The organism is Pseudomonas sp. 7SR1 (assembly GCF_900156465.1).
In the GTDB taxonomy this organism is placed as follows: Bacteria; Pseudomonadota; Gammaproteobacteria; order Pseudomonadales; family Pseudomonadaceae; genus Aquipseudomonas.
This window is the reverse complement of sequence record NZ_LT707064.1, coordinates 3,705,882-3,726,019: the sequence shown is the minus strand read 5'-3', so window position 1 is coordinate 3,726,019 and position 20,138 is coordinate 3,705,882. Positions and strand designations below refer to the sequence as shown.

Annotated in this window: 19 protein-coding genes and 1 pseudogene; 9 read left to right on the top strand and 11 right to left on the bottom strand. The window is 62.3% G+C overall.

Going from position 1 to position 20,138, the window contains the following annotated elements:
* Window positions 1–19: 19 nt before the first annotated feature.
* The 7 genes from BW992_RS17090 to BW992_RS17060 form a co-directional block, all read right to left on the bottom strand.
* Window positions 20–898, bottom strand: coding sequence for a LysR family transcriptional regulator (locus tag BW992_RS17090; protein ID WP_072392788.1), 879 nt, complete (start codon window positions 896–898; stop codon window positions 20–22).
* A 247-nt stretch (window positions 899–1,145) separates the two neighbouring features.
* A complete protein-coding gene (gene ycaC / locus BW992_RS17085) occupies window positions 1,146–1,775 on the bottom strand; it encodes an isochorismate family cysteine hydrolase YcaC (protein ID WP_072392785.1) in 630 nt (209 codons plus the stop codon).
* 142 nt (window positions 1,776–1,917) lie between these two features.
* On the bottom strand, window positions 1,918–3,756 hold the full coding sequence (locus BW992_RS17080; RefSeq protein WP_072393070.1) for an amidohydrolase: 1,839 nt from the start codon (window positions 3,754–3,756) through the stop codon (window positions 1,918–1,920).
* A gap of 127 nt (window positions 3,757–3,883) precedes the next feature.
* The gene (locus BW992_RS17075; protein ID WP_072392781.1) at window positions 3,884–4,519 is read right to left on the bottom strand and encodes an antibiotic biosynthesis monooxygenase; all 636 of its coding nucleotides are present in this window, start codon (window positions 4,517–4,519) and stop codon (window positions 3,884–3,886) included.
* Entirely contained in the window at window positions 4,512–4,925 is a 414-nt protein-coding gene (locus tag BW992_RS17070) for a DoxX family protein (protein WP_072392778.1), read from the bottom strand. Before BW992_RS17070 ends, BW992_RS17075 begins: the two co-directional genes overlap by 8 nt.
* On the bottom strand, window positions 4,922–5,869 hold the full coding sequence (locus BW992_RS17065; RefSeq protein WP_072392775.1) for a LysR family transcriptional regulator: 948 nt from the start codon (window positions 5,867–5,869) through the stop codon (window positions 4,922–4,924). The genes BW992_RS17070 and BW992_RS17065 overlap by 4 nt, the downstream gene beginning before the upstream one ends.
* A gap of 146 nt (window positions 5,870–6,015) precedes the next feature.
* The gene (locus BW992_RS17060) at window positions 6,016–6,837 is read right to left on the bottom strand and encodes an alpha/beta fold hydrolase (RefSeq protein ID WP_072392772.1); all 822 of its coding nucleotides are present in this window, start codon (window positions 6,835–6,837) and stop codon (window positions 6,016–6,018) included.
* Window positions 6,838–7,100: 263 nt separating this feature from the next.
* On the opposite strand from BW992_RS17060, the gene BW992_RS17055 reads away from it, so the two are divergent.
* A complete protein-coding gene (locus tag BW992_RS17055) occupies window positions 7,101–9,908 on the top strand; it encodes an ATP-binding protein (protein ID WP_072392768.1) in 2,808 nt (935 codons plus the stop codon).
* On the opposite strand, the gene BW992_RS17050 is transcribed toward BW992_RS17055, so the two are convergent.
* Both BW992_RS17050 and BW992_RS17045 read right to left on the bottom strand, forming a co-directional pair.
* Complete coding sequence (locus BW992_RS17050; protein WP_076406808.1) at window positions 9,855–11,318, bottom strand: ATP-binding protein; 1,464 nt, start codon at window positions 11,316–11,318, stop codon at window positions 9,855–9,857. The two genes, BW992_RS17055 and BW992_RS17050, sit on opposite strands and share 54 nt — an antisense overlap.
* A gap of 182 nt (window positions 11,319–11,500) precedes the next feature.
* Window positions 11,501–12,451: a GlxA family transcriptional regulator gene (locus tag BW992_RS17045; protein ID WP_072392763.1), complete on the bottom strand. Its 951-nt coding sequence runs from the start codon at window positions 12,449–12,451 to the stop codon at window positions 11,501–11,503.
* A gap of 246 nt (window positions 12,452–12,697) precedes the next feature.
* Here BW992_RS17045 and BW992_RS17040 point away from each other — a divergent pair, with 246 nt between their 5' ends.
* The 3 genes from BW992_RS17040 (at window position 12,698) to BW992_RS17030 (ending at window position 14,560) form a co-directional block, all read left to right on the top strand.
* The gene (locus tag BW992_RS17040) at window positions 12,698–13,420 is read left to right on the top strand and encodes a pirin family protein (protein WP_072392760.1); all 723 of its coding nucleotides are present in this window, start codon (window positions 12,698–12,700) and stop codon (window positions 13,418–13,420) included.
* Window positions 13,421–13,751: 331 nt separating this feature from the next.
* Window positions 13,752–14,141, top strand: coding sequence for a hypothetical protein (locus tag BW992_RS17035; RefSeq protein WP_231991059.1), 390 nt, complete (start codon window positions 13,752–13,754; stop codon window positions 14,139–14,141).
* Window positions 14,142–14,353: 212 nt separating this feature from the next.
* Entirely contained in the window at window positions 14,354–14,560 is a 207-nt protein-coding gene (locus tag BW992_RS17030) for a hypothetical protein (RefSeq protein ID WP_072458320.1), read from the top strand.
* 69 nt (window positions 14,561–14,629) lie between these two features.
* Here the strand turns inward: BW992_RS17030 and BW992_RS17025 are convergent, their stop codons facing one another.
* Both BW992_RS17025 and BW992_RS26960 read right to left on the bottom strand, forming a co-directional pair.
* Window positions 14,630–15,670: a GlxA family transcriptional regulator gene (locus BW992_RS17025; RefSeq protein WP_072392749.1), complete on the bottom strand. Its 1,041-nt coding sequence runs from the start codon at window positions 15,668–15,670 to the stop codon at window positions 14,630–14,632.
* Between the two features lie 9 nt (window positions 15,671–15,679).
* Window positions 15,680–15,847 (bottom strand): hypothetical protein, encoded by a 168-nt coding sequence (locus BW992_RS26960; protein WP_156682193.1) that lies wholly within the window; start codon window positions 15,845–15,847, stop codon window positions 15,680–15,682.
* Between the two features lie 196 nt (window positions 15,848–16,043).
* Here BW992_RS26960 and BW992_RS27565 point away from each other — a divergent pair.
* From BW992_RS27565 to BW992_RS17005, 5 genes and pseudogenes are all read left to right on the top strand, one after another.
* Window positions 16,044–17,078 (top strand): annotated as a pseudogene (locus BW992_RS27565) (cache domain-containing protein); the annotation flags it as partial.
* A 54-nt stretch (window positions 17,079–17,132) separates the two neighbouring features.
* Entirely contained in the window at window positions 17,133–17,987 is an 855-nt protein-coding gene (locus tag BW992_RS27560; RefSeq protein ID WP_371304251.1) for a methyl-accepting chemotaxis protein, read from the top strand.
* Window positions 17,988–18,212: 225 nt separating this feature from the next.
* Window positions 18,213–18,875: a class I SAM-dependent methyltransferase gene (locus BW992_RS17015; RefSeq protein WP_076406807.1), complete on the top strand. Its 663-nt coding sequence runs from the start codon at window positions 18,213–18,215 to the stop codon at window positions 18,873–18,875.
* A 148-nt stretch (window positions 18,876–19,023) separates the two neighbouring features.
* Window positions 19,024–19,287, top strand: a complete 264-nt coding sequence (locus BW992_RS17010) for a hypothetical protein (protein WP_072392739.1) — start codon at window positions 19,024–19,026, stop codon at window positions 19,285–19,287.
* A 333-nt stretch (window positions 19,288–19,620) separates the two neighbouring features.
* Window positions 19,621–19,830 (top strand): hypothetical protein, encoded by a 210-nt coding sequence (locus BW992_RS17005; RefSeq protein WP_076406806.1) that lies wholly within the window; start codon window positions 19,621–19,623, stop codon window positions 19,828–19,830.
* Window positions 19,831–20,138: the final 308 nt, after the last annotated feature.

Below are 20,138 nucleotides of genomic sequence, written 5' to 3'. Positions count from 1 at the left end.
GCTGAACGCGTTCGCTCGATCACTGCATGTATTCGCGCAGGAAGTCCACCAGCGCCTGCACCGGGCGCGAGCTCTGCCGGTGTTGCGGATACACCGCCGACAGCGCCAGGGGCGCGGTCTCGAAGCCTTCGAGAACCTGGACCAATCGTCCATCCTTCAGCGCATCCCCCAGAATGAACGTCGGCAGGTAGGTGATACCCATGCCGGCGATAGCGGCGTCCCTGAGCAGATCGCCGTTATTGGCCCGCATGCGCCCAGCCACCTCCAGCACCTGCGGCTTGCCGCCCGCCGCGAATCGCCACTGGACCTGCCGGCTGTGGCCATATGGCAGGCAGTCATGCCCGCGCAGGTCTTCGGGTCGCGTGGGTGTGCCGCGCCGGGCCAGGTACGCCGGGCTGGCGCAATAGACCCGTTCGATGGTGGCGATGCGGCGCGCGATCAGGGTCGAGTCTTCCAGCTCTCCGATCCGCAGCGCGAGGTCATAGCCCTCCCCTAACAGGTCCACGGAACGATCGCTCAGGTCCACCTCCACGCTGACTTCCCCGTAACGCTGCAGAAACAGCGGCAGCAGGCTGCCCAGGTGCGCCACGGCGAACGACAGCGGCGCGCTCAGGCGCAGGGTGCCGCGAGGCTCGCTGGTCTGGCCGCTGATGCCCTGCTCCACCTGTTCGATTTCACCGAGCAGGCGCAGAGCCGCTTCGTAATAACGCTGGCCCAGGGGCGTGACATCCAGGCGCCGCGTCGAGCGATTGAGCAGCCTGACACCGAGCCGCTGTTCCAGGGCCATGAGCTTGCGGCTGACGAACTGCTTGGATAGCCCCAGCTTGTCCGCCGCTGCCGTGAAACTGCCTGACTCCATGACCTGGGCAAAGATGCGCATTTCTTCGAAAGGATTCATTGCTCTCCAAGTAGACGGAAGATTTTTGCCGAACACGAACTGTGGCGAGGGAATTTATCCCCGCTGGGCTGCGCAGCAGACCCCGCATTTGGTTCAAGGAACATTCTGACACAACCGGTTGGCCGACTTTTGGGGCGGCTGCGCACCCCCACCGGGATCAATCCCCTGGCCACAGGCAATATAGGCCAGATAGCCAGACAAAAAGATGCCCGCACATTGGCGGGCACCTGTTCAGCCTGGAAACGACTTACCTGGCGGTCTGCGCCGCGTAGCTGTTCATCAGGTTACGGTAGTTCGGAATGCGCTGGGACAGCAGGTTGCCCAGGCCTTCGATGTCGTTGCGCCAGTCGCGGTGCAGCTCACAGGCGACCGAGAACCAGTTCATCAACTGCGCACCGGCGGCGCTCATGCGGGCCCAGGAGGCTTGCTGCACGGTTTCGTTGAAGGTGCCCGAAGCATCGGTCACGACGAACACGTCGAAGCCTTCGGCCAGGGCCGACAGTGTCGGGAACGCCACGCAGACGTCGGTCACCACGCCGGCAATGATCAACTGCTTGCGACCGGTGGCCTTGATCGCCTTGACGAAGTCTTCGTTGTCCCAGGCATTGATCTGGCCTGGACGCGGGATGTACGGCGCATCCGGGAACATTTCCTTGAGTTCCGGCACCAGCGGACCGTTGGGGCCCTGTTCGAAACTGGTGGTCAGGATGGTCGGCAGGCCGAAGAACTTCGCCAGGTCGCCCAGGGCCAGGACGTTGTTCTTGAACTCGTTGGGCGAGAAGTCCTGGACCAGGGAAATCAGGCCGGTCTGGTGATCGACCAGCAGGACGACTGCATCATCTTTGTTCAGGCGGTTGTAGACAGGGGCGTTGCTCATGGGATGACTCCTTTGGATGGATGATGACGAAAACCTGTGGGAGCGAGCCTGCTCGCCAAAGCGGTGTATCAGCTTGCGGCGATGCCGGAGGATCCGACGTCTTCGCGAGCAGGCTCGCTCTCACAGGGAAAGTGGTTGTTAGTCAAAAGGCGAAGCAGGAGCAGCCGAACGCGCCCCAGAAGCCTTGGAAATCGCTGACCGGGACGTTCGACAGCCGCGCGCGTTCATGGCTGTGGGAATGCACCGCGCAAGGGCCACTGCACTGGTGGACCTGCGCCTGCAGCGGCGAGGTCGGCCGCCAGTGGCCGGGCACCTTGACCACCGGCGACCAGTCCGGCAGCACCGGGACGCTGGCAGGGCCGAGTTTTTCGAAATCGCCGGCGGCATACACCACCTTGCCGTCGACCACCGTCAACACCGACTCGATCCACTTGATGGCCTCTTCCTCGACGCTGAAGAAGTCCGCGCTCAATGCCGCCAGGTCCGCCAGTTGGCCGACCTTGATCTGGCCTTTCTTGCCTTGCTCCGATGAGAACCAGGCGCTGCCATGGGTGAACAGCTCCAGCGCGGTCAGGCGCGGCAGCCCTTGCTCGTGCAAGGCCAGGCCGCCCACCGTGCGACCGCTGACCATCCAGTACAGCGAGGTCCAGGGGTTGTAGCTGGAGACGCGCGTGGCGTCGGTGCCTGCGCCTACCGGCACGCCTTCGGCCAGCATGCGCTTGATCGGCGGCGTGGCTTCGGCGGCCTTGGCACCGTAGCGGTCGACGAAATATTCACCCTGGAACGCCATGCGGTCCTGGATCGCAATGCCACCACCCAGCGCCCGGACCCGCTCGATGTTCTTCGGCGTGATGGTCTCGGCATGGTCGAAGAACCACGGCAGGCCGTTGAACGGGATGTCGCGGTTGACCTTCTCGAACACATCGAGCATGCGGCTGATGGATTCGTCATAGGTGGCATGCAGGCGGAACGGCCAGCGTTGCTCCACCAGATGGCGCACCACCGGTTCCAGGTCCTGCTCCATGCCGGGCGGCAGGTCCGGGCGCGGCTCCAGGAAGTCTTCGAAGTCCGCCGCCGAGAACACCAGCATTTCGCCGGCGCCGTTATGCCGCAGGAAGTCATCACCCTGGTGCAGCTTGACGCTGCCGGTCCAGTTCTTGAAGTCGGTGAGTTCTTCCTTGGGTTTCTGGGTGAACAGGTTGTAGGCGATGCGCACCGTCAACTGCTGCTCACGGGCCAGCTGTTCGATGACCGCGTAATCGTCCGGGTAGTTCTGGAAGCCACCGCCGGCGTCGATGGCACTGGTCAGCCCCAGGCGATTGAGTTCACGCATGAACTGGCGGGTGGAGTTGACCTGGTACTCCAGGGGCAGCTTCGGACCCTTGGCCAGGGTCGAATAGAGGATCATCGCGTTGGGGCGCGCCACCAGCATGCCGGTGGGTTCGCCCTTGCTGTCGCGGACGATCTCGCCGCCCGGGGGGTTCGGCGTGTCACGGGTATAGCCGGCTACCCGCAGCGCAGCGCGGTTGAGCAAGGCACGATCGTACAGGTGCAGGACGAACACCGGGGTGTCGGGCGCAGCCTGGTTGAGCTCTTCCAGGGTGGGCATGCGCTTTTCGGCGAACTGGAACTCGTTCCAGCCCCCCACGACCCGCACCCATTGCGGCGTCGGTGTGCGGTCGGCCTGGTCCTTGAGCATGCGCAGGGCATCGGCCAGGGACGGCACGCCTTCCCAGCGCAGTTCCAGGTTGTAGTTCAGGCCACCGCGGATCAGGTGCAGGTGCGAGTCATTGAGCCCGGGAATGACCGTGCGTCCCTTGAGGTCGATGACCTGGGTAGCGCTGCCGCGCAGGGCCATGGCCTCGGCGTCGGTGCCCACCGCGACGAATTTGCCCTGGCTGATGGCGACCGCACTGGCGCGGGGCTTTTCACGGTCGACGGTATGGAACTGGCCATTGAACAGAATCAGATCGGCACTCATCGGATTTCCTTTTGAATGTGAAGAAGCGAAGGACAGGCCCGGCCAGAAAGCCGCCGCGGCGCTGAGCAGGGATCCGGCGGCCAGCAACTGGCGGCGCAGTGGATCGCGTGGATCTTGTGGATCGTCGTTATTGGCCATCGTCGGGCTCCAGGTGTTCGAGGTTGGACGCCTCCAGCCAGGGCGCGAACAACCGGGTCGCCATAGGCATGCATACGTACACCACCGAGAGCACGATGGTCAGGGTGATCAGGAACGTGGCGACGACATAGTTGGAGAGCAATGCATGGAGTTGCAGCAGCGGCCCCCACAGCAGCGGCACCAGCAAGGTGTGCGGCAGGATGACCAGCAGCGTCACCACGGCCTGTTTCCAACGGGGCGGTGGCGCGGCGGCATCCGCCAACGGGGCGAACCAGAACTCCTTGTGAGGCGCCACTTCGGTCTGGTCACCGTCGGCCAGCAAGGGCTTGGCTTGCGCCACCAGCTCACTGCGCTCGGACGATTCCAGCCAGCGCTGCATGGCCTCGGTGGAGCAGAAACGCAGCACGCAGGTGAACAGCGACAACCCGCCCTGCCGGCCCCGGACCACATCGACGCCCAGGTGCCCCGGCCATCCACCGGCCACCCGCACGATGCGCCTGAGCCAGGTCTCATAGGCAGCCTCCTGGCCGGCCTTGATCCGGTGCTTGACCACCAGGGTCACGATTTCATCGAAGCCGGGCCGGGCGTGGCTGGCGACGGGTTCGACGGTTTGGGATTCAGACATGACGAAACACTCCGGCAAAGCGCGCGTTCAGCGCCAGGCGCCCAGGCCCGGCAATGAACACGCTGGTAAAGATGATCAGCAGGAGCCAGCCGAATTGCCCTTCTTCGAGGCTCCATTGGGGATGCACCAACAGCAGCGCAACAGCCAGCAAAAACAGGATCGGCAGACAGGCCAGGCGCACCAGCACGCCGATGGCGATCAGCAGCGGACACAGCACTTCGGCCAGGATCGCCAACACCAGGGTCGGCGCCGCGCCCAGGTGGAACGGGTCTTCGATGCGGGTCAACTCGGCGCTGTAGTGCAGCAGCTTCGGCAGCCCATGGACCCACAGCAGGAACAGCGCCCCGCTCAGGCGCAGGAACAGCAATCCCCAGTCCTGCAGCGAGCGTTCGTCGGCCAGGTTCATCGCTGGGTTCCTTGTGCGGTCGCCGGCGCATCCACCGGCAGCGACTGGGACATGTGCGTGGCGATGCGCGAGCGCAGCCAGCGCTCGGCCGGATCGTTGTCATGCACGCCGCTCCAGACCATGGACAGCTCGGCGGCATTGATCTGGAACGGCGGATCCTCGGCCCGCAGCCCGCAGCCTTCCACCAAGGCGCAGGCCGCGTAGTCGGGCACGGTGGCGATCAGTTCGGTGCCGGCCAGCAACGCCCGCAGACCGCTGAACTGCGGCACAGCCAGCACGACCTTGCGCGTCCGGCCGATGCGGGCCAGGTCCAGGTCGATGTTGCCGCTCAGGTCCCCCGAGAACGACACCATCGCGTGGGGCCGCGAGCAGTATTCGTCCAGGGTCAGCGGCCCGGGGCGCTTGTCACCGCGCAAGACCTTGCAGGGAATGTCCCGCAGTTTCTTGCGCTTGGCATTGGCCGGCAGGTCGGTGGTGTAGCTGACACCGACGCTGATTTCACCGCTGGCCAGCAGCGACGACATCAACAGGAAATTGGCGCGCCGGACCACCACGATGATGCCCGGCGCCTCCTCCCGGAGCTGGCTGAGCAGCGGCGGAAACAGGCCGAACTCGGCGTCGTCCGACAAACCGATACGGAACACGTCGCAACTGGTGGAAGGATCGAAGGCCTTGGCCCGGCTGACCGCGCCGGAAATGGTGTCCATGGCCGGTTGCAGTTCCTTGAGGATGGCCAGGGCCCGGGGTGTCGGCTCCATGCCGCGACCGTTGCGGATCAACAGCGGATCGTCGAACAGATCCCGCAGCCGCCCAAGCGCCGCACTCACCGCCGGCTGGCCCATGAACAGCTTTTCGGCGACGCGGGTCAGGTTCTTCTCGAACATCAACGCCTCGAAGATCACCAACAGGTTCATGTCGAGGCGGCGTAAATCGTTGCGGTTCATGGGTATCAGTCCTGTCGAATACCGATCCTGTGAGAGCGATCCTGCTCGCGATAGGCGAATGTCAGTCGGCGGCGATGTTGACTGTTGCGCCGCCATCGTCGGAACGCCGCCCGGAGCAAGCTCGCTCCCACAGGTGTGTGGCTTGATCAGCCCTGGATGAACGCCAGCAAGTCCGCGTTCAGTCGGTCCTTGTGGGTATCGGTCAGGCCGTGGGGCGCGCCGGGGTAGACCAGCAGTTGGGCGTTGGCGAGCAGTTTCGCGGCCGCGATACCGGCAGTTTCGATCGGCACCACCTGGTCGTCATCGCCATGGACCACCAGCGTCGGTACATCGATCTTGAGCAGGTCCTCGGTGAAATCCGTCTCGGAGAAGGCCTTGATGCAGTCATAGGCATTCTTGTGCCCGGCGAGCATGCCCTGCATCCAGAACCAGTCGATCATGCCCTGGGATACCTTGGCACCCGGCCGGTTGGCGCCGAAGAATGCGCTGGCCACATCCTTGTATAGCTGAGAACGGTCGGCCAGGGAGGCCTGGCGGAAACCGTCGAACACCTCGACAGGCAAGCCACCCGGGTTGGCCGGGGTACGGAGCATCAACGGCGGCACGGCCGAGATCAGCCCGGCCTTGGCAACGCGGGCGGCGCCATGACGGCCGATGTAGCGCGCCACTTCGCCACCGCCCGTGGAGAAACCGAGCAGCACGGCTTGCTTGAGGTCCAGACGCTCGATCAGCTCGGCCAGGTCGTCGGCATAGGTGTCCATGTCGTTGCCGTCCCAGGGCTGGCTGGAGCGTCCGTGTCCACGGCGGTCATGGGCAATCACCCGATAGCCGTTGGACGCCAGGAACATCATCTGCGCCTCCCAACTGTCGGAGTTCAACGGCCAGCCGTGGCTGAAGACTACCGGCTGCCCACTGCCCCAATCCTTGTAGTAGATCTCGGTGCCATCGCGGGTGATGAAGGTGCTCATGACATGCTTCCTTGAGGTGGGTAGATGGACAGATGGTCCAGCCATCGGCGTCATGGGCGTGAGTTAAACGTTGTTAATTTTTCCGAAGACGGCGTGTTGAAAGCCCGAATGGCGATGCCTGGTGGTGCGCCCAGAGCGCTCTCGCGCCAAGGGTCCCGCTGTTGGAAAGCTGGAGCCAGAGCCTCTTGGCCGTTGCACTTGCAACCAAACCTGAGGAATATGCTCGGGTAAATCCATGCACCGAGACACCTATTGAGCGCAACATGAGCCACGACCTCGACCTGCCCGTCGAACAGACCGTGCATTTCGGCCCCTACCACGTCCATCCCCGCCAGCGCCTGGTGCTGGAGGCTGGCCAGCCGCTGCGCCTGGGGCGGCGGGCGGTGGAGATCCTGCTGGTGTTGCTCGAACACGCCGGCCAAGTGGTCAGCAAACAACAGCTGATCGCCCGTGTCTGGCCCAGGAGCGTGGTGGAAGACACCAACCTGCGGGTGCACGTCGCGGCATTGCGCAAGGCCCTGGGCGACGGCCAGGCCGGCCAGCGCTACATCGTCACCGTGGCGCAACGTGGCTACAGTTTCGTGGCACCGATCTCCTTCGAACCGTTCGAGCGCCAGGCGCCCATTCCCCATCCGTCATCGACCCATAACCTGCCACTGCCGCGCAACCGGATGATCGGACGCCAGGCGATCCTGGAAAACCTGGTGGCCCAACTGCCGCGCAAACGCTTCATCACCCTGGTGGGCACGGGGGGCATCGGCAAGACCACCGTCGCCCTGCGCGTCGCCGAACGGTTGATCGGTCACTACCGCGACGGCACGTACCTGCTCGACCTGGCGTCCCTCAACGACCCGGCCATGATCGCGCCGAACCTGTGCGCACTGCTGGAGCTACCGCCTTACGGGGGGGAGGCGCTGGATGTCATCGTGCGCCAGTTCAAGGAGCGGCACCTGCTGCTGGTGATCGACAATTGCGAGCACCTGATCGACGCCGTCGCGCAGTTCTGCGAAACCCTGCTGCGCGGTGCGCCGCACCTGCATATCCTGGCCACCAGTCGCGAAGACCTGCGTGCCGAAGGTGAATATGTGCAACGCCTGGACGCCCTGGCCTTCCCGCCCCGGGAGATGCCCATCGAGGGCTACCCCGCCTTGCAATACCCGGCGTTGCAACTGTTCGCCGAGCGAGCGATGGCCAGCCTGGAGAGTTTCGAGCTGACCGACCGGGAGGTTCCCCTCGTCGTCGATATCTGCCAGCGACTGGACGGCATTCCCCTGGCCATCGAGCTGGCCGCCGCCCAGATCGGCCGCTTCGGGCTCGACGCCCTGCACAGGCAACTCCATGACAGTGTCGCCCTCCTCCATCAGGACCGCGAGAGCGGCGCCCCCCGCCAGCAGACCCTGCGCGCCACGCTGGACTGGAGCTTCGCACTGCTGACGCCCTGCGAGCAGACCTGCCTGCGACGGCTGGCGGTGTTCATGGGCAGTTTCAACCTGGCGTCGGCTGCCGCCGTGATCATTGGCCCCCATGTCGCGCCGGATCAGGTGCTGGTGTCCATCAGCCAGTTGGTCGCCAAGTCGCTGCTCAACGTCGAGCTTGGCGACGAAGAAGTGCGCTATCGCCTGTTGGACACGACCCGCAGTTATGCCTTGGAAAAACTGGCCGAGGCCGCGGAGCTCTCCGCCAGCCAGGCTCGCCATGCGGAGCGCTGCCTGGCGTTGATGGAGCAGGCCGAGAAGGATTGGGAAAACACCCCCACCCGCCTCTGGATCGCCCGCTACGCCGACTATCGCGACGACATCCGCGCCGCGCTTGACCGTGGCCTGGCCCCCCAGGGCGCACACGCGGTCGCCATTCGCCTGACCGCCCGGACGCTGCCTCTCTGGCAGGAATTGTCGCTGCTCAAGGAACATGGCCTTTACGTCAACAAGGCCTTGGCATTGCTCCGGGCGAGCCCAATGCCCTGCCCAAGGCTCACCCTCGCCCTGGAACTGGCCCGCGGCAGTTTCAGCTATCACACCGAAGGCGGCACACCCGCGACCATCGACGCATTCATCACCGCCCGACAGCTGGCACAGCAGTGCCAGGACCTGACCAGCGAGCTGCGGGCGGTGTCGGGCCACATGGCCGTCAACCTCAGCTGTGGTCACTATCGGCAAGCCCTGGAGCAGAGCGAGGATTTCGACCGGCTGGGCATGCATGACCCTATCCTGTCCCTGAGCACCCAGCGCCTGCGGGTGCTGGCGCTGCATTTCGACGGAAACCAGGATGCCGCCCGGCACGACGCCGAGCAGGTGCTCCAGCGCCTGGCCCAGAGCGGCCACCTCAGCCGCTTCACCCACGGCTTCGGCGTGCAATACGACCAGAGCGTCGCCGCGTTGACCATGCTTGCGCGGATTCTCTGGTTGCAAGGTTTCGCCGAGAAAGCCCGGCGCACCGCCAGCCTCGCGTTGCAAATCGCCTTGCAGATCAACCATGGCACCTCGATCTGCTACACCCTGGCCCTGGCCGGTTGCGTGATCGAGCACTACAACGGCGATCCGGCAAGCGCCCGGGAGCGGCTCCAGATGTTGCGGCACCAGGCCAAGAAGCATTCGGTGATGCTGTTTCACGGCTGGGCGGACCGCTACGCCGACGCCTTCGAGGGTGTTCCCGTACAGGCGGGCCTGGCCGCGACCGGTCTGATCCAGGATATCGTCGTCACCCTGCGGGCCGACCAGGTATGCCCGGACCAGGTCGAACGGGCCCATGACGGTACCGCGGGCTGGTGCACGGCGGAAATCCTGCGGGCCGGCGCGCAGGCCTTGCTGGCGCAGGAGGACCCTGCGATGGAAAAACGGGCCGAAGTACAACTGCAAGCAGCTTTGAAGGTGGCTCGCGAGCAGCATGCCCTGGCCTGGGAGCTGCGCAGCGCCATGTCCCTGGCCCGGCTATGGCTGCGCCAGGGTCAGGAGCAGGCGGCGCGCAACCTGCTCGAACCGGTTTATCGCCGTTTCAGCGAGGGTTTCGAGACACCGGATCTAGTGCAGGCCGATGCGTTGCTCAAAGCCATGTCTCGGCGGCATGGGCCTTGAATGGGGGGCCCAGGCCTCCTGCAACACGTACCGCCGGTGGTAGTGATGCCACTGCCCGCCGCGCTGCAGTTTTTCCAGGGCATAGGCGCGGGTGGTGTGAAGCAGGAAGAAACGACCCTCTTCGCCACACCGATCGCGCATCACCAGGGACTGTTTCACCAACTGCGACAACAGTGATACCACTTGCGCCGCCTCCAGCTCCGGACAACTGATCACCGCCAGCGCCGCCTCCAGGGTGAAGGGGCCTTCGAACACCGCCAAGCGCAGAAGCACTGCCTGCCCAGCCGCTCCCAGGCGCTCAAAACTCCAATCCAGCGAGGCTTCCAGGCTGCGGTGGCGAGCCAGCGCGGTGCGCCGGCCATGGCTCAGCAGCGCCAGCCCGTCGTCCAGTTGTTCCAGCACCCCCGCTACGCCCAATACGCCCACCTGGGCCGCAGCCAACTCCAGGGCCAGGGGCAAGCCATCGAGACGTTGGCCTATCCGTGCGAGGCTCCTCCGTTCCCGGTCATTCGGCCTGAACCCTTGCAGGCGGGCGCCAATCCGGTCAACCAGCAATTGCACCGCCGGACAGGCCAATAGCGCCTGTTCGACCTCGCGGTCATCGGTCACCGCCAGGCCCGACAGCTGCACGACATGTTCATCGGCGAGGTCCAGGCATTCGCGACTGCTCACCAGCACCGACACATCGGGGGCAACCGCGCGCAGTTCCAAGACCAGTTCCCGGCAGCCATCGAGCAATCGATCGCAGCCGTCGAGCACCAACAGCATCCGACAGGGCTTCAATTGCCATTCAAGGGATTCGGGCGCCAGGCCCAGGGTTCGGGCGACACACCCTCGTACCTGGCCTGGATCCGTAAGCGCGTCCAGGTCCACGAACCAGACGCCGTCATGGAGATGCCCCAGCAACAGCTCTGCCACCCGCAATGCCACGGTGGTCTTGCCGACGCCGCCCGGCCCGGTCACGGTGGTCAGGCCGTGGCGTGGTATTTCGGCCAACAACTGCCCCAGCACCCTGTCTCGACCGAGCACCGGGCTCAGGCGCGCAGGCAGGTTGTGCCGTTCTATCCGTGACGCTGAAACCGGCGAGGGAGCAAAGCAATAGCCTTGCCCGGGATCGTTGCGGATGTACCGACACGCGCCCGTCCCATCGCGAAAGGCCCGGCGCAGCGCCGCGATATGCACCCGCAGGTTGATGTCTTCCACGACACTGTCTGGCCAGACCCGTGCAATGAGGGTCTGTTTGTCGACATAGGTGCCGGCATGCTCCACCAGGACCTGGAGGATGTCCAAGGCTCGCCCCCCCAGCGCCAGGGACCTGCCCTCGCAGGTGACCAGTCGCTGCTGCGGGTGGAAGGTGAACGGGCCGAAGCTCACCGTCGGTTCGGTATCCGGTTTGACGAAGTTGTTCATGGGCGATCCAGCGCCAGACAACCGGTGCAGGCAGGCGTTACGACTCGACAACACGTCTGCCCCGGCTCAAGCGCATCCTTTACCAAGGGTTCGCCGGTTATCTTGGCAGCCGTGGGCGACAGGACAATGCTGGCACAGGACGCATCACGGACATCACGATGCCCTGGACGGACACCGCAGGCTCAACTGAATTGCTGGCGATACTGCACCGGGGTCAGGCCGAGCTTTTCGCTGAACTGGGAGCGCATGTGTCGCACACTGCCGAAACCGCTGCGAAAAGCCACGGTCTTGAGGGGCAAGTCGCTGGTTTCCAGCAACTGGCGCGCCCGGTCGATGCGCGCGCCCTGCAGGAACTCCATGGGGGTCATCTTCACGTCCCGGGCAAACACCCGGGCGAAATGCCGGGGACTCATGGCGGCCAGCTCGGCCATGCGCTCAACGGTAAAAGGCTCGTCCAGGTGCTCGATCACATGGTTCTGCACCCGGGTAATGGCCGACTCCTGTGTCGCCACTGCCGCCACCAACGGGCTGAACTGCGCTTGCCCGCCCTGTCGCTTCATCACCACCAGCAACACCTTGGCCACATCCAGCGCCACTTTGCGCCCGTAGTCCTGGGCGACGATGAACAACGCCAGGTCGATACCCGCGGTGACCCCACCGGACGTCATCAAGCGCCGGTCCTGCAGGAAAATCCTGTCGGTTTCCACCAGGGCCTTGGGGAAACGCTGGACCAGGCGCTCAGTGTAGTGCCAGTGGGTGGTGACGCGATAGCCGTCGAGCAATCCCGCCTCGCCCAGCACAAAGGCCCCGGTGCAAATGGAGCCATAGCGGGTGGCCCGTTGCGCCGCGGCTTTCAACCAGGTCTGCAACCCCGGATGCTGCTGGTTGTAGGCGCCCGGCCCACCGGGTACCAGCAACACGTCATACGCCGCCCAGGCCTGGTCGATGTGGATATCGGCCTGAACTGTCACCCCGTTTGACGCCCGCAGCGCACCGCGCTCGGTTCCCAGGGTGAGCAATTGGTAACGCTGGTCTGGTTCAAGATAACGGTTGGCGATGGAAAACACTTCAAGCGGCCCGGCCATATCGAGCAGCAGAAAGTCCGGGAACAGCACCATTGCAACGGTTTTCATCAGAAAGACGCCAAAAAAATCAAAAGAAACAATAGGTTCCATCGTCCGGCAGCAGTAGCAGGAACAACAGACCCTGCGCATTATGGCCAAGCGAAGCGCCCGTTGGCGAGCCTGAACAATTGTCCACTCCAAGGCGACAGTCTTTCGTTTTTCATCTACTTATTGAATCACCGACTAACCATTAATCTTTCCCTGAACCCGGCGAACGGCCACGACCGCCCCGCCCACTGAATCAGGAGAACCACCATGCTGACCCTTCGCAAAGCTTCGGACCGCGGTATCGCCCGTCACGGCTGGCTGAACTCGTTCCACACCTTTTCCTTCGCCAACTACCGCAACCTCGACGAACAGGGCTTCTCTGACCTGCTTGTCATCAATGACGATCGCGTAGCCGCGGCCAAAGGCTTTGGCCAGCATCCACACCGGGACATGGAAATCTTTTCCTACGTGCTCGAAGGTGCGCTGGAGCACAAGGACACCCTGGGTACGGGCTCGGTCATTCGCCCAGGCGATGTGCAACTGATGAGTGCGGGCAGTGGCGTGGCCCACAGCGAGTTCAACCACAGCGATAGCGAGCCGGTGCATTTTCTGCAGATCTGGATCGTGCCCAACGTCGCTGGCGCCACGCCGCGTTATCAGCAACAACATTTCAGCCCCGAGCAGAAACGCGGCCGGCTCCAATTGATCATTTCACCGGAAGGAACCGACGGCTCGCTGCAGATTCGCCAGGATGCGCGGGTGTACGCCGGGCTGTTCGATGGCAAGCAAAGCGCCACCCTGACACTGGCGCCCGATCGCTACGCCTACGTGCACGTGGCTCGTGGCAAGGTCGAGCTGAACGGCGTGCAACTGCAGGAAGGCGATGGCGTTCGGGTTCGTGAAGAGCAGGTGCTGACGTTCAACAACGGCGAAGATGCCGAAGTGCTGGTGTTCGACCTGCAACCGAGGGAACTGCCGCAGATGCCATAAGCCGCAGGGCATAAGCCTTGGCCTCTGTGTGGAGGAAAATATCTAAAAAAAGTCAGGCACCCGGTAGAAATCGAGCTTTGCTGAAATGAGACATGGCGCATCGTTCCAGGACCTCCCTGTAGCGATGCGTTGTGGCGCTTGTGGGAAAGGGTATTGCGGATGCTTCGCCAGGCAGGCACACATCCGTAAAAGTTCCTACTAATTGACTATGTCCGACCAACGGTCAAATGTGACATCATTCTGTAATGTTGACTCAGTGTCGCAAGCCAAGCAGAATGATTCCACTTGGCCATCACCTTGTTCTTTTCATGGAAGAAACATGAAGACGGTTATGTCCCTCGTTACCCTGTCCGTAGCGTGCCACGCGACAGCGGATATGCAGCAGATCACCTACAACTACGATGATTCGGATGCCCGATACGCCATTGTCTCGTTTGCCAGGAGTGGTTCCGCCATCCAGGCCATCGTCCAGAGGCAGGGTGTCTACTTCACCAGCTACACAAAACTGGAACTCGATTGTGCCGAGCGTCATGTCCGTCACATGGGGATGTACAACAGCATTGAGGAGCTGGAGAAAGCTCAGTTCGATCAGATGCAAGGTCGGGTCATCGATGGTTCGATCGCCGATGAGGTGGGTCAAGTGCTCTGTAAAGACGCAACCCTGACAGCCTCGCAAACGGACGAACTGCCCGCTGACGAGCAACCGGACGACAAGACCTGATCCCAACGCCGCTAGCTTGCGGCGCCAGCCCTTGCATCCATTGCAAGGTCGATACAGAGCGAAGCTCCCTGACATGGATGTCTGAAAGCAGACGGCGAGGCCTTGCGGCAACTCGCCCCTGCTGAAAGACCCTTTATTCCTGCGCAGACAGGAAAAAGACCCAACCAGACACCTGAATTGCCTGTCCTTGTCTGGACGGGCGGGGAACACTCATGCATGCAAGAAAGATTTTTGAAATCCTGATGGCGCTGTTGGCTTACATTCTTGTTTCATTGCTTTGGTTCGGTTACGCGGTCCCGGGGATGATCGAATATGATTCCGATACTTCATTGATCGTGGCTGCAACGGGTTCGATCATCTGGATGTGCGCCACAGGTTGCATTGCCCTGTATCTCGTTCAGAAGACTCGCAAGGCCTGAACGCCCAGGGGATCATCCGGCCGCAAGGCCGGTGCCCCGACCGAATGAAGATACGCAGGCCCCCAGGGCTTAACGCATCGCCTGTTTCCGCTCGAAGGTTGAACGATAACTGCCGGGCGGGACGCCAAAGAAATCCCGAAAACGCCGCTGGAAATGCGGAGAGCTGACGAAGCCCGTGGCAACGGCGATTTCCGTCACGGATCGGTTGGTCTGCTGGATCAACTGGCGCGCGCGGGTCAGGCGCAGCTCCAGGTAGTAACGCGTCGGGGTCGCCCCGAGAAAACGACAGAAACGTCGTTCGAGCTGGCGCTTGGAGATCTTCACGCAGGCCGCCAGCTCATCGATGGTCAACGGCTCCTCGATGTTCTGCCACATCAGCTCCAGCGCCAGCTTGAGGCTTTCCGGCAGGGTCGGATCCGTTTCGACGAAGACCGGCGGCAAATCGGTTTCATCGCCCGACTCATCGCAGCGCAGGATCTCCTCGATAGCCCCCACCAACGCTTGCCCACCCGTCAGGCGAATCAACTGAAGCATCATGCGCAGGGAACTGTTCGCGCCTGCACAACTGACGCGCTCCCGATCGACCACGTACGCCCGGCTGGAGACTTTCACATGGGGAAAGACCTCCAGCATCATGGCGCGGCTTTCCGGATGGACCGCGCACTCGAAACCGTCCAGCAGGTTGGCGTCGGCGACGAAGAAAACGCCATTCCACAGCCCGCCCATGATCGCCCCGGACGCGGCATTGGCGCGCAACTTGCGCCGTAACAAGGGCACGCCTTGCAGTTTGACGCGAAAGCCTCCGGCGACGATCAGGATATCCTGGTCCTCCGGCAGTTGCGCCAGTTCGATGTCGGTGGAAATGACGATCCCCAGGTCGCTGGTCACCTGAGCGCCCGACACACCGACTGTCAGTACCTCGTAGAGGGGCCTGTCGCTCATCAGGTTGGCTGTCACCAGGGCATCCACCGCGCCGGTGAAAGACATCATCGAGAAATTGTCCATCAGCACGAACGCGACACGTATCGGCGCCTGATCGGCACTCGGCGAACCGAGAGGCCGATAAGCCATGTTCTTGTTTTTCAGTACGCTCTCGAATGCGCTTGGCATAGGGCCTCGTTAAGGAAAGACGATCTGGCTGGGCTTTTTTCTTGCGCCCTGGGCGAGTGCAAGGCAGGCGAAACGATCGCCGCTATCTTCCGGATCAGGGACACCGGCGGCAATCATCTCGCCACGTTCACGCGATGATGCGCAAAAATGCATCACCCGGTAATCCGGGTGCGTCATTTCCGATGCTCCCCGCGACATATCCCCAGAATACGGGACAAACCCGGCCCCTCGAAAAAAGCAGCGCATCTAAAGTGCCTACGACTTTGGTCGATACGCTGTAGGTAGGCATGGGCGCTTTATCTATAAAGACTCACCAACGCGCGTCGCCACTGTCTCTGCCGTTCAAAAACCTATAACACCCGCGGGAGAACTCATGAACATCAAACAGAAGCTGACATGGGCGTTCGCGACCATTGCCTGCCTCCCGGTCATCCTGGTAGCGGTGCTGGTGGTGCTGAACCTGCGCGACGCGGCGCAAATCAACTTCCTGGAAAGCAGCAGCCGTGAAATCCGGCAGATCGACAATGGCATGAAGACTTTCTTCGACGGCATCAGCCAGAACGTCGAATACATTGCCAAGGATCCACGAATCGTCGCCTCCAAGGGTCTCAAGAACTACTCCGGTGCCGATGCCGCCCAAATCCCTCTGACCGAAGACAATAAAAGGCTTCTGGAGATTTTCGACGGATTCGCCAAGACCCACCCCAGCACTGCCTACCTCTCCCTGGGAATGGCCGATGGCGGTTATGCCAGTTGGCCTGACGATCCGAAAATCTCGAATTACGACCCACGGGCCCGCCCTTGGTACAAGGCGGCGCTGGCCGCGCCCGGGACCACCGTGCGTACGGACGCCTATTACTGGGCGCCGGACGATGTGTCGTTGATCGGCACCGTTCACACCGTGGCCGATGCCACCGGCAATGTGATCGGCGTGATCGGTCTCGACGTATCGCTCAAGCAACTGACCGAACTGGTCAAGAACATCAAGCTGGGGGACAGCGGCTACCTGATGCTGGTAGAGGCCAATGGCAACGTCCTGGTGGATGCCAGCGACGCCAAGCACAACTTCAAGCCCCTGGCTGACCTGGGCCCCAACTATGCCGCGCTGGCCAAGAGCAGCGATGGCTCGGCACAGATCGAAATCGATGGCGTGCCGTACATGGTCAACATGATCACATCCAAGAGCCTGGGCTGGCGCTTCATCGGCCTGATCAAGCGTGATGAAGTGATGGCCCAGGCTTCGAGCCTGACCTGGTTGATCGCGCTTATAGCCGCCGTGCTGGCCGGGGTCTTCGCCCTCGTCGGTGCCAGCTTCGCCCGCATGATCGTGCGGCCGATTCGCGGCGTCGCCGATGGCCTGCAGGAAATCGCCGAAGGCGAAGGCGACCTCACCCGTCAGTTGAAGGTGCAAGGCAAGGACGAAACAGCCACCCTGGCGAGCTGGTTCAACCAGTTCCTGGGCATGATCGCGCAACTGGTCCAGCGCATCGGCAGCGCATCGTCCGATCTGCAGAGCGCCGCCGCCGACACCAGCGAAGTCGCCTCGAACATGAACGAAGCCGCCGGGCGCCAGCGCCAGGCCGTGGAGCTGGTCAGCACCGCCTTCAACGAAATGGTCGCGACCGCCAACGAAGTGGCCCGTTCCTGCAGCCAGGCCGCCTCCAGCGCGGACACCGGCTACCGGGACGTGCATGATGGCCAGCACCACATCGGCGAGGCCACCGGCAGCGTGATGAAACTGAGCGAAGACCTGCAACAGTCGACCCAGACCATGCAGGCCCTCGAGCAGGACAGCAAGAACATCAACACGATTCTCGACACCATCCGCTCCATTGCCGAGCAGACCAACCTGTTGGCCCTCAACGCCGCCATCGAAGCCGCGCGCGCCGGCGACCAGGGTCGCGGGTTCGCCGTGGTGGCCGACGAGGTGCGAGCACTTGCCCGACGCACCGCCGACTCCACTGGCGAGATCGACAGCCTGCTCGGCAACCTCGCCCGGCGCACCCAGGAAGTGACCCAGCAGATGCAGAGCAGCCTGCAAGTGTCGCAAACCAGCGTCGAGCGCATCCAGCAGGCCCGGGACAGCTTCGACAAGATCCGCAACTCGGTGGACTCCATCCGCGACCAGAACACCCAGATCGCCACTGCGGCCGAACAACAGCACCAGGTCGCCGAGGACATCAACCGGCACATCGCGCAGATCCATGCCGATGCGCAACTGGTCGAGGAATTCGCCCACACCGCACAGACCGGCTCGGGCCGCCTGACGGACATCTCCAGCCAGCTCAAGAACCTGGTGGGACGCTTCAAGTTCTAAGCACTTCCCCAAGGGCCAGGGACGGCTCGCCACAGCAAGCAGCGGCATTCCCCCTCCCCTCCACAGGGGCGGGCTTGCCTGCGAAGGCGTCGATACATCCGACTCTCGACGCAAGTCGTCACCATTCCCACCGTGTATCGCCGTACTTCCCCCCTAACCGTGGCACAAGCCAGGATAGCCGGCGACTTGTCCTATGCTTGTCTTCAGCCCCCTCTGGAGACCGACATGCCTGCCTCCGAATCCACGCTTCTGCACAGCTGGCACCACAACGCCCAAGCCTGGATCGAAGCCGTCCGCACCGGCGCCATCGAAAGCCGTCGCGAGGTCACCGACCAGGCCATCCTGCTAGCAGTGCTCAGCCGTCAACCCGAGCGAGTGCTCGACCTGGGTTGCGGTGAAGGCTGGCTGTTGCGGGCCCTGGCCAAACGGGCCATCGAAGCCGTCGGCGTGGATGGCGATGCAACGCTGGTGGAAGCCGCACGGACGGCCGGTTCGTCGCCCGTACATCTGGCCAGCTATGACACTCTGGCACAGGCGAAGGTGGACATCGGCTGTGATTACGACCTGATCTGCGCCAACTTCGCCCTGCTGCACCAGGACATCATCCCCCTGCTGGCGGCCATGAAAGCATTGCTTGTCCCGGGCGGCGCCCTGGTGATCCAGACCTTGCACCCCTGGGTCGCCGCCGCGGGCGACTACCAGGATGGCTGGCGCCAGGAAACCTTCGCGGGATTCAAAGGGCAGTGGCAACCCATGCCGTGGTATCTGCGTACCCTGTCCAGCTGGATCAATGCCCTGGACATGGCAGGCTTTCGCCTGGCGAGCCTGCAGGAACCGCAACATCCGCAAAGTGCGGTGCCGCAGTCATTGTTGTTGGTGGCCGAATAACGAATGGACTGAAATTGAATCGCGTTGGCTCTGCTCCAGCAATCCGCCCCTGACCAGACGATTGAGGATCTTGATCTCAAAAACTCAAACCACCTGCCGATACCATGACAAGAGCAGCGATTGGACTACAGCATTGAGGCGGGCAGTCATGACAGAAATTTATTTGCTGATAGCACACAGCACAGACCAAAGCGAACCCTACGTCCTCGGCTGGTTCGACGACCGACACAAAGCCAAGGAAGTCGCCGAGCAGAAAGAATGGGAAGCCTATCGCGCCAGCCTGAAGTCTGGGCATCTATGGTCAACCCAAAAACCGCTGGCACCCGATCAGACCGACTATCGCCGTTACTGGATCAAGACTATTTCGAAGTTTGATCATGTTCCGGTGCCGAGGTCCTGGGCACTGCATTGATCCCCTTGGGGCCCCTTCAACGGCAGCGCTTTCTTGCGGGCATGAAAAAGCCCAACCTTTTCAGATTGGGCTAAGTCATTGAAAAATATGGTCGGGACGGAGTGATTCGAACACTCGACCCCTAGCACCCCATGCTTGAAAATGGGTCAAAAGCCCAGTATTTATTGGATCTTCTACCGGCGCTCGCTGCAAACGGTGCCCAACGGAGCCATACGGAAAACAGCGAACCCCCGAAAAAGTCCCCAAGCCCTTTTGGGACATCTCCGGCGTTCTGCCGACCGAACAATCTATCCCAACACTGCTACGCTGATTTCTACGAGGTAGGAGTCGCCCATGCAAAATCTCGATCTGCTTCCATCCCTGCTATCCAAGATCAACGAAAACCAGCTCGCTTTGGAAGCTGCCATCATGGAGCTCACCAATTGGGTAGAGCTCAACGGATCAAGCGTTGTCGCAGCGAACGTCAGGGGTGCTCTGATGACGCTCGATCGGAATGAGGAATTTGTGAAGATGGCCCTGGCTGTTCTGTCATCGACAGATTAGCGCCTTGATCGAATGGTGACGCTGTAGGGGTCCAGTATGAATCCCTTACTTCGTCTAAAGCCTTCCATGGTTCGGCGCCCAAGCGGGCATTGTGACAATCCGGCGCATGGTTGAATTTGAGATGTCTGTCCATCTCCGACTGCTCTACTCCACATCGTTTGCAGATCACGGTTTGATTTTTCAGAGCCCATTTCTCATGCCAGGAGAGCAGCTTTTCAAGGGGTGTCATCTCTAACATTCCTTTCAAAAACCTATACATATCCTAATTTATAAATAGGTGCTATGCATTCCGTCTGTCGTCATCTCCT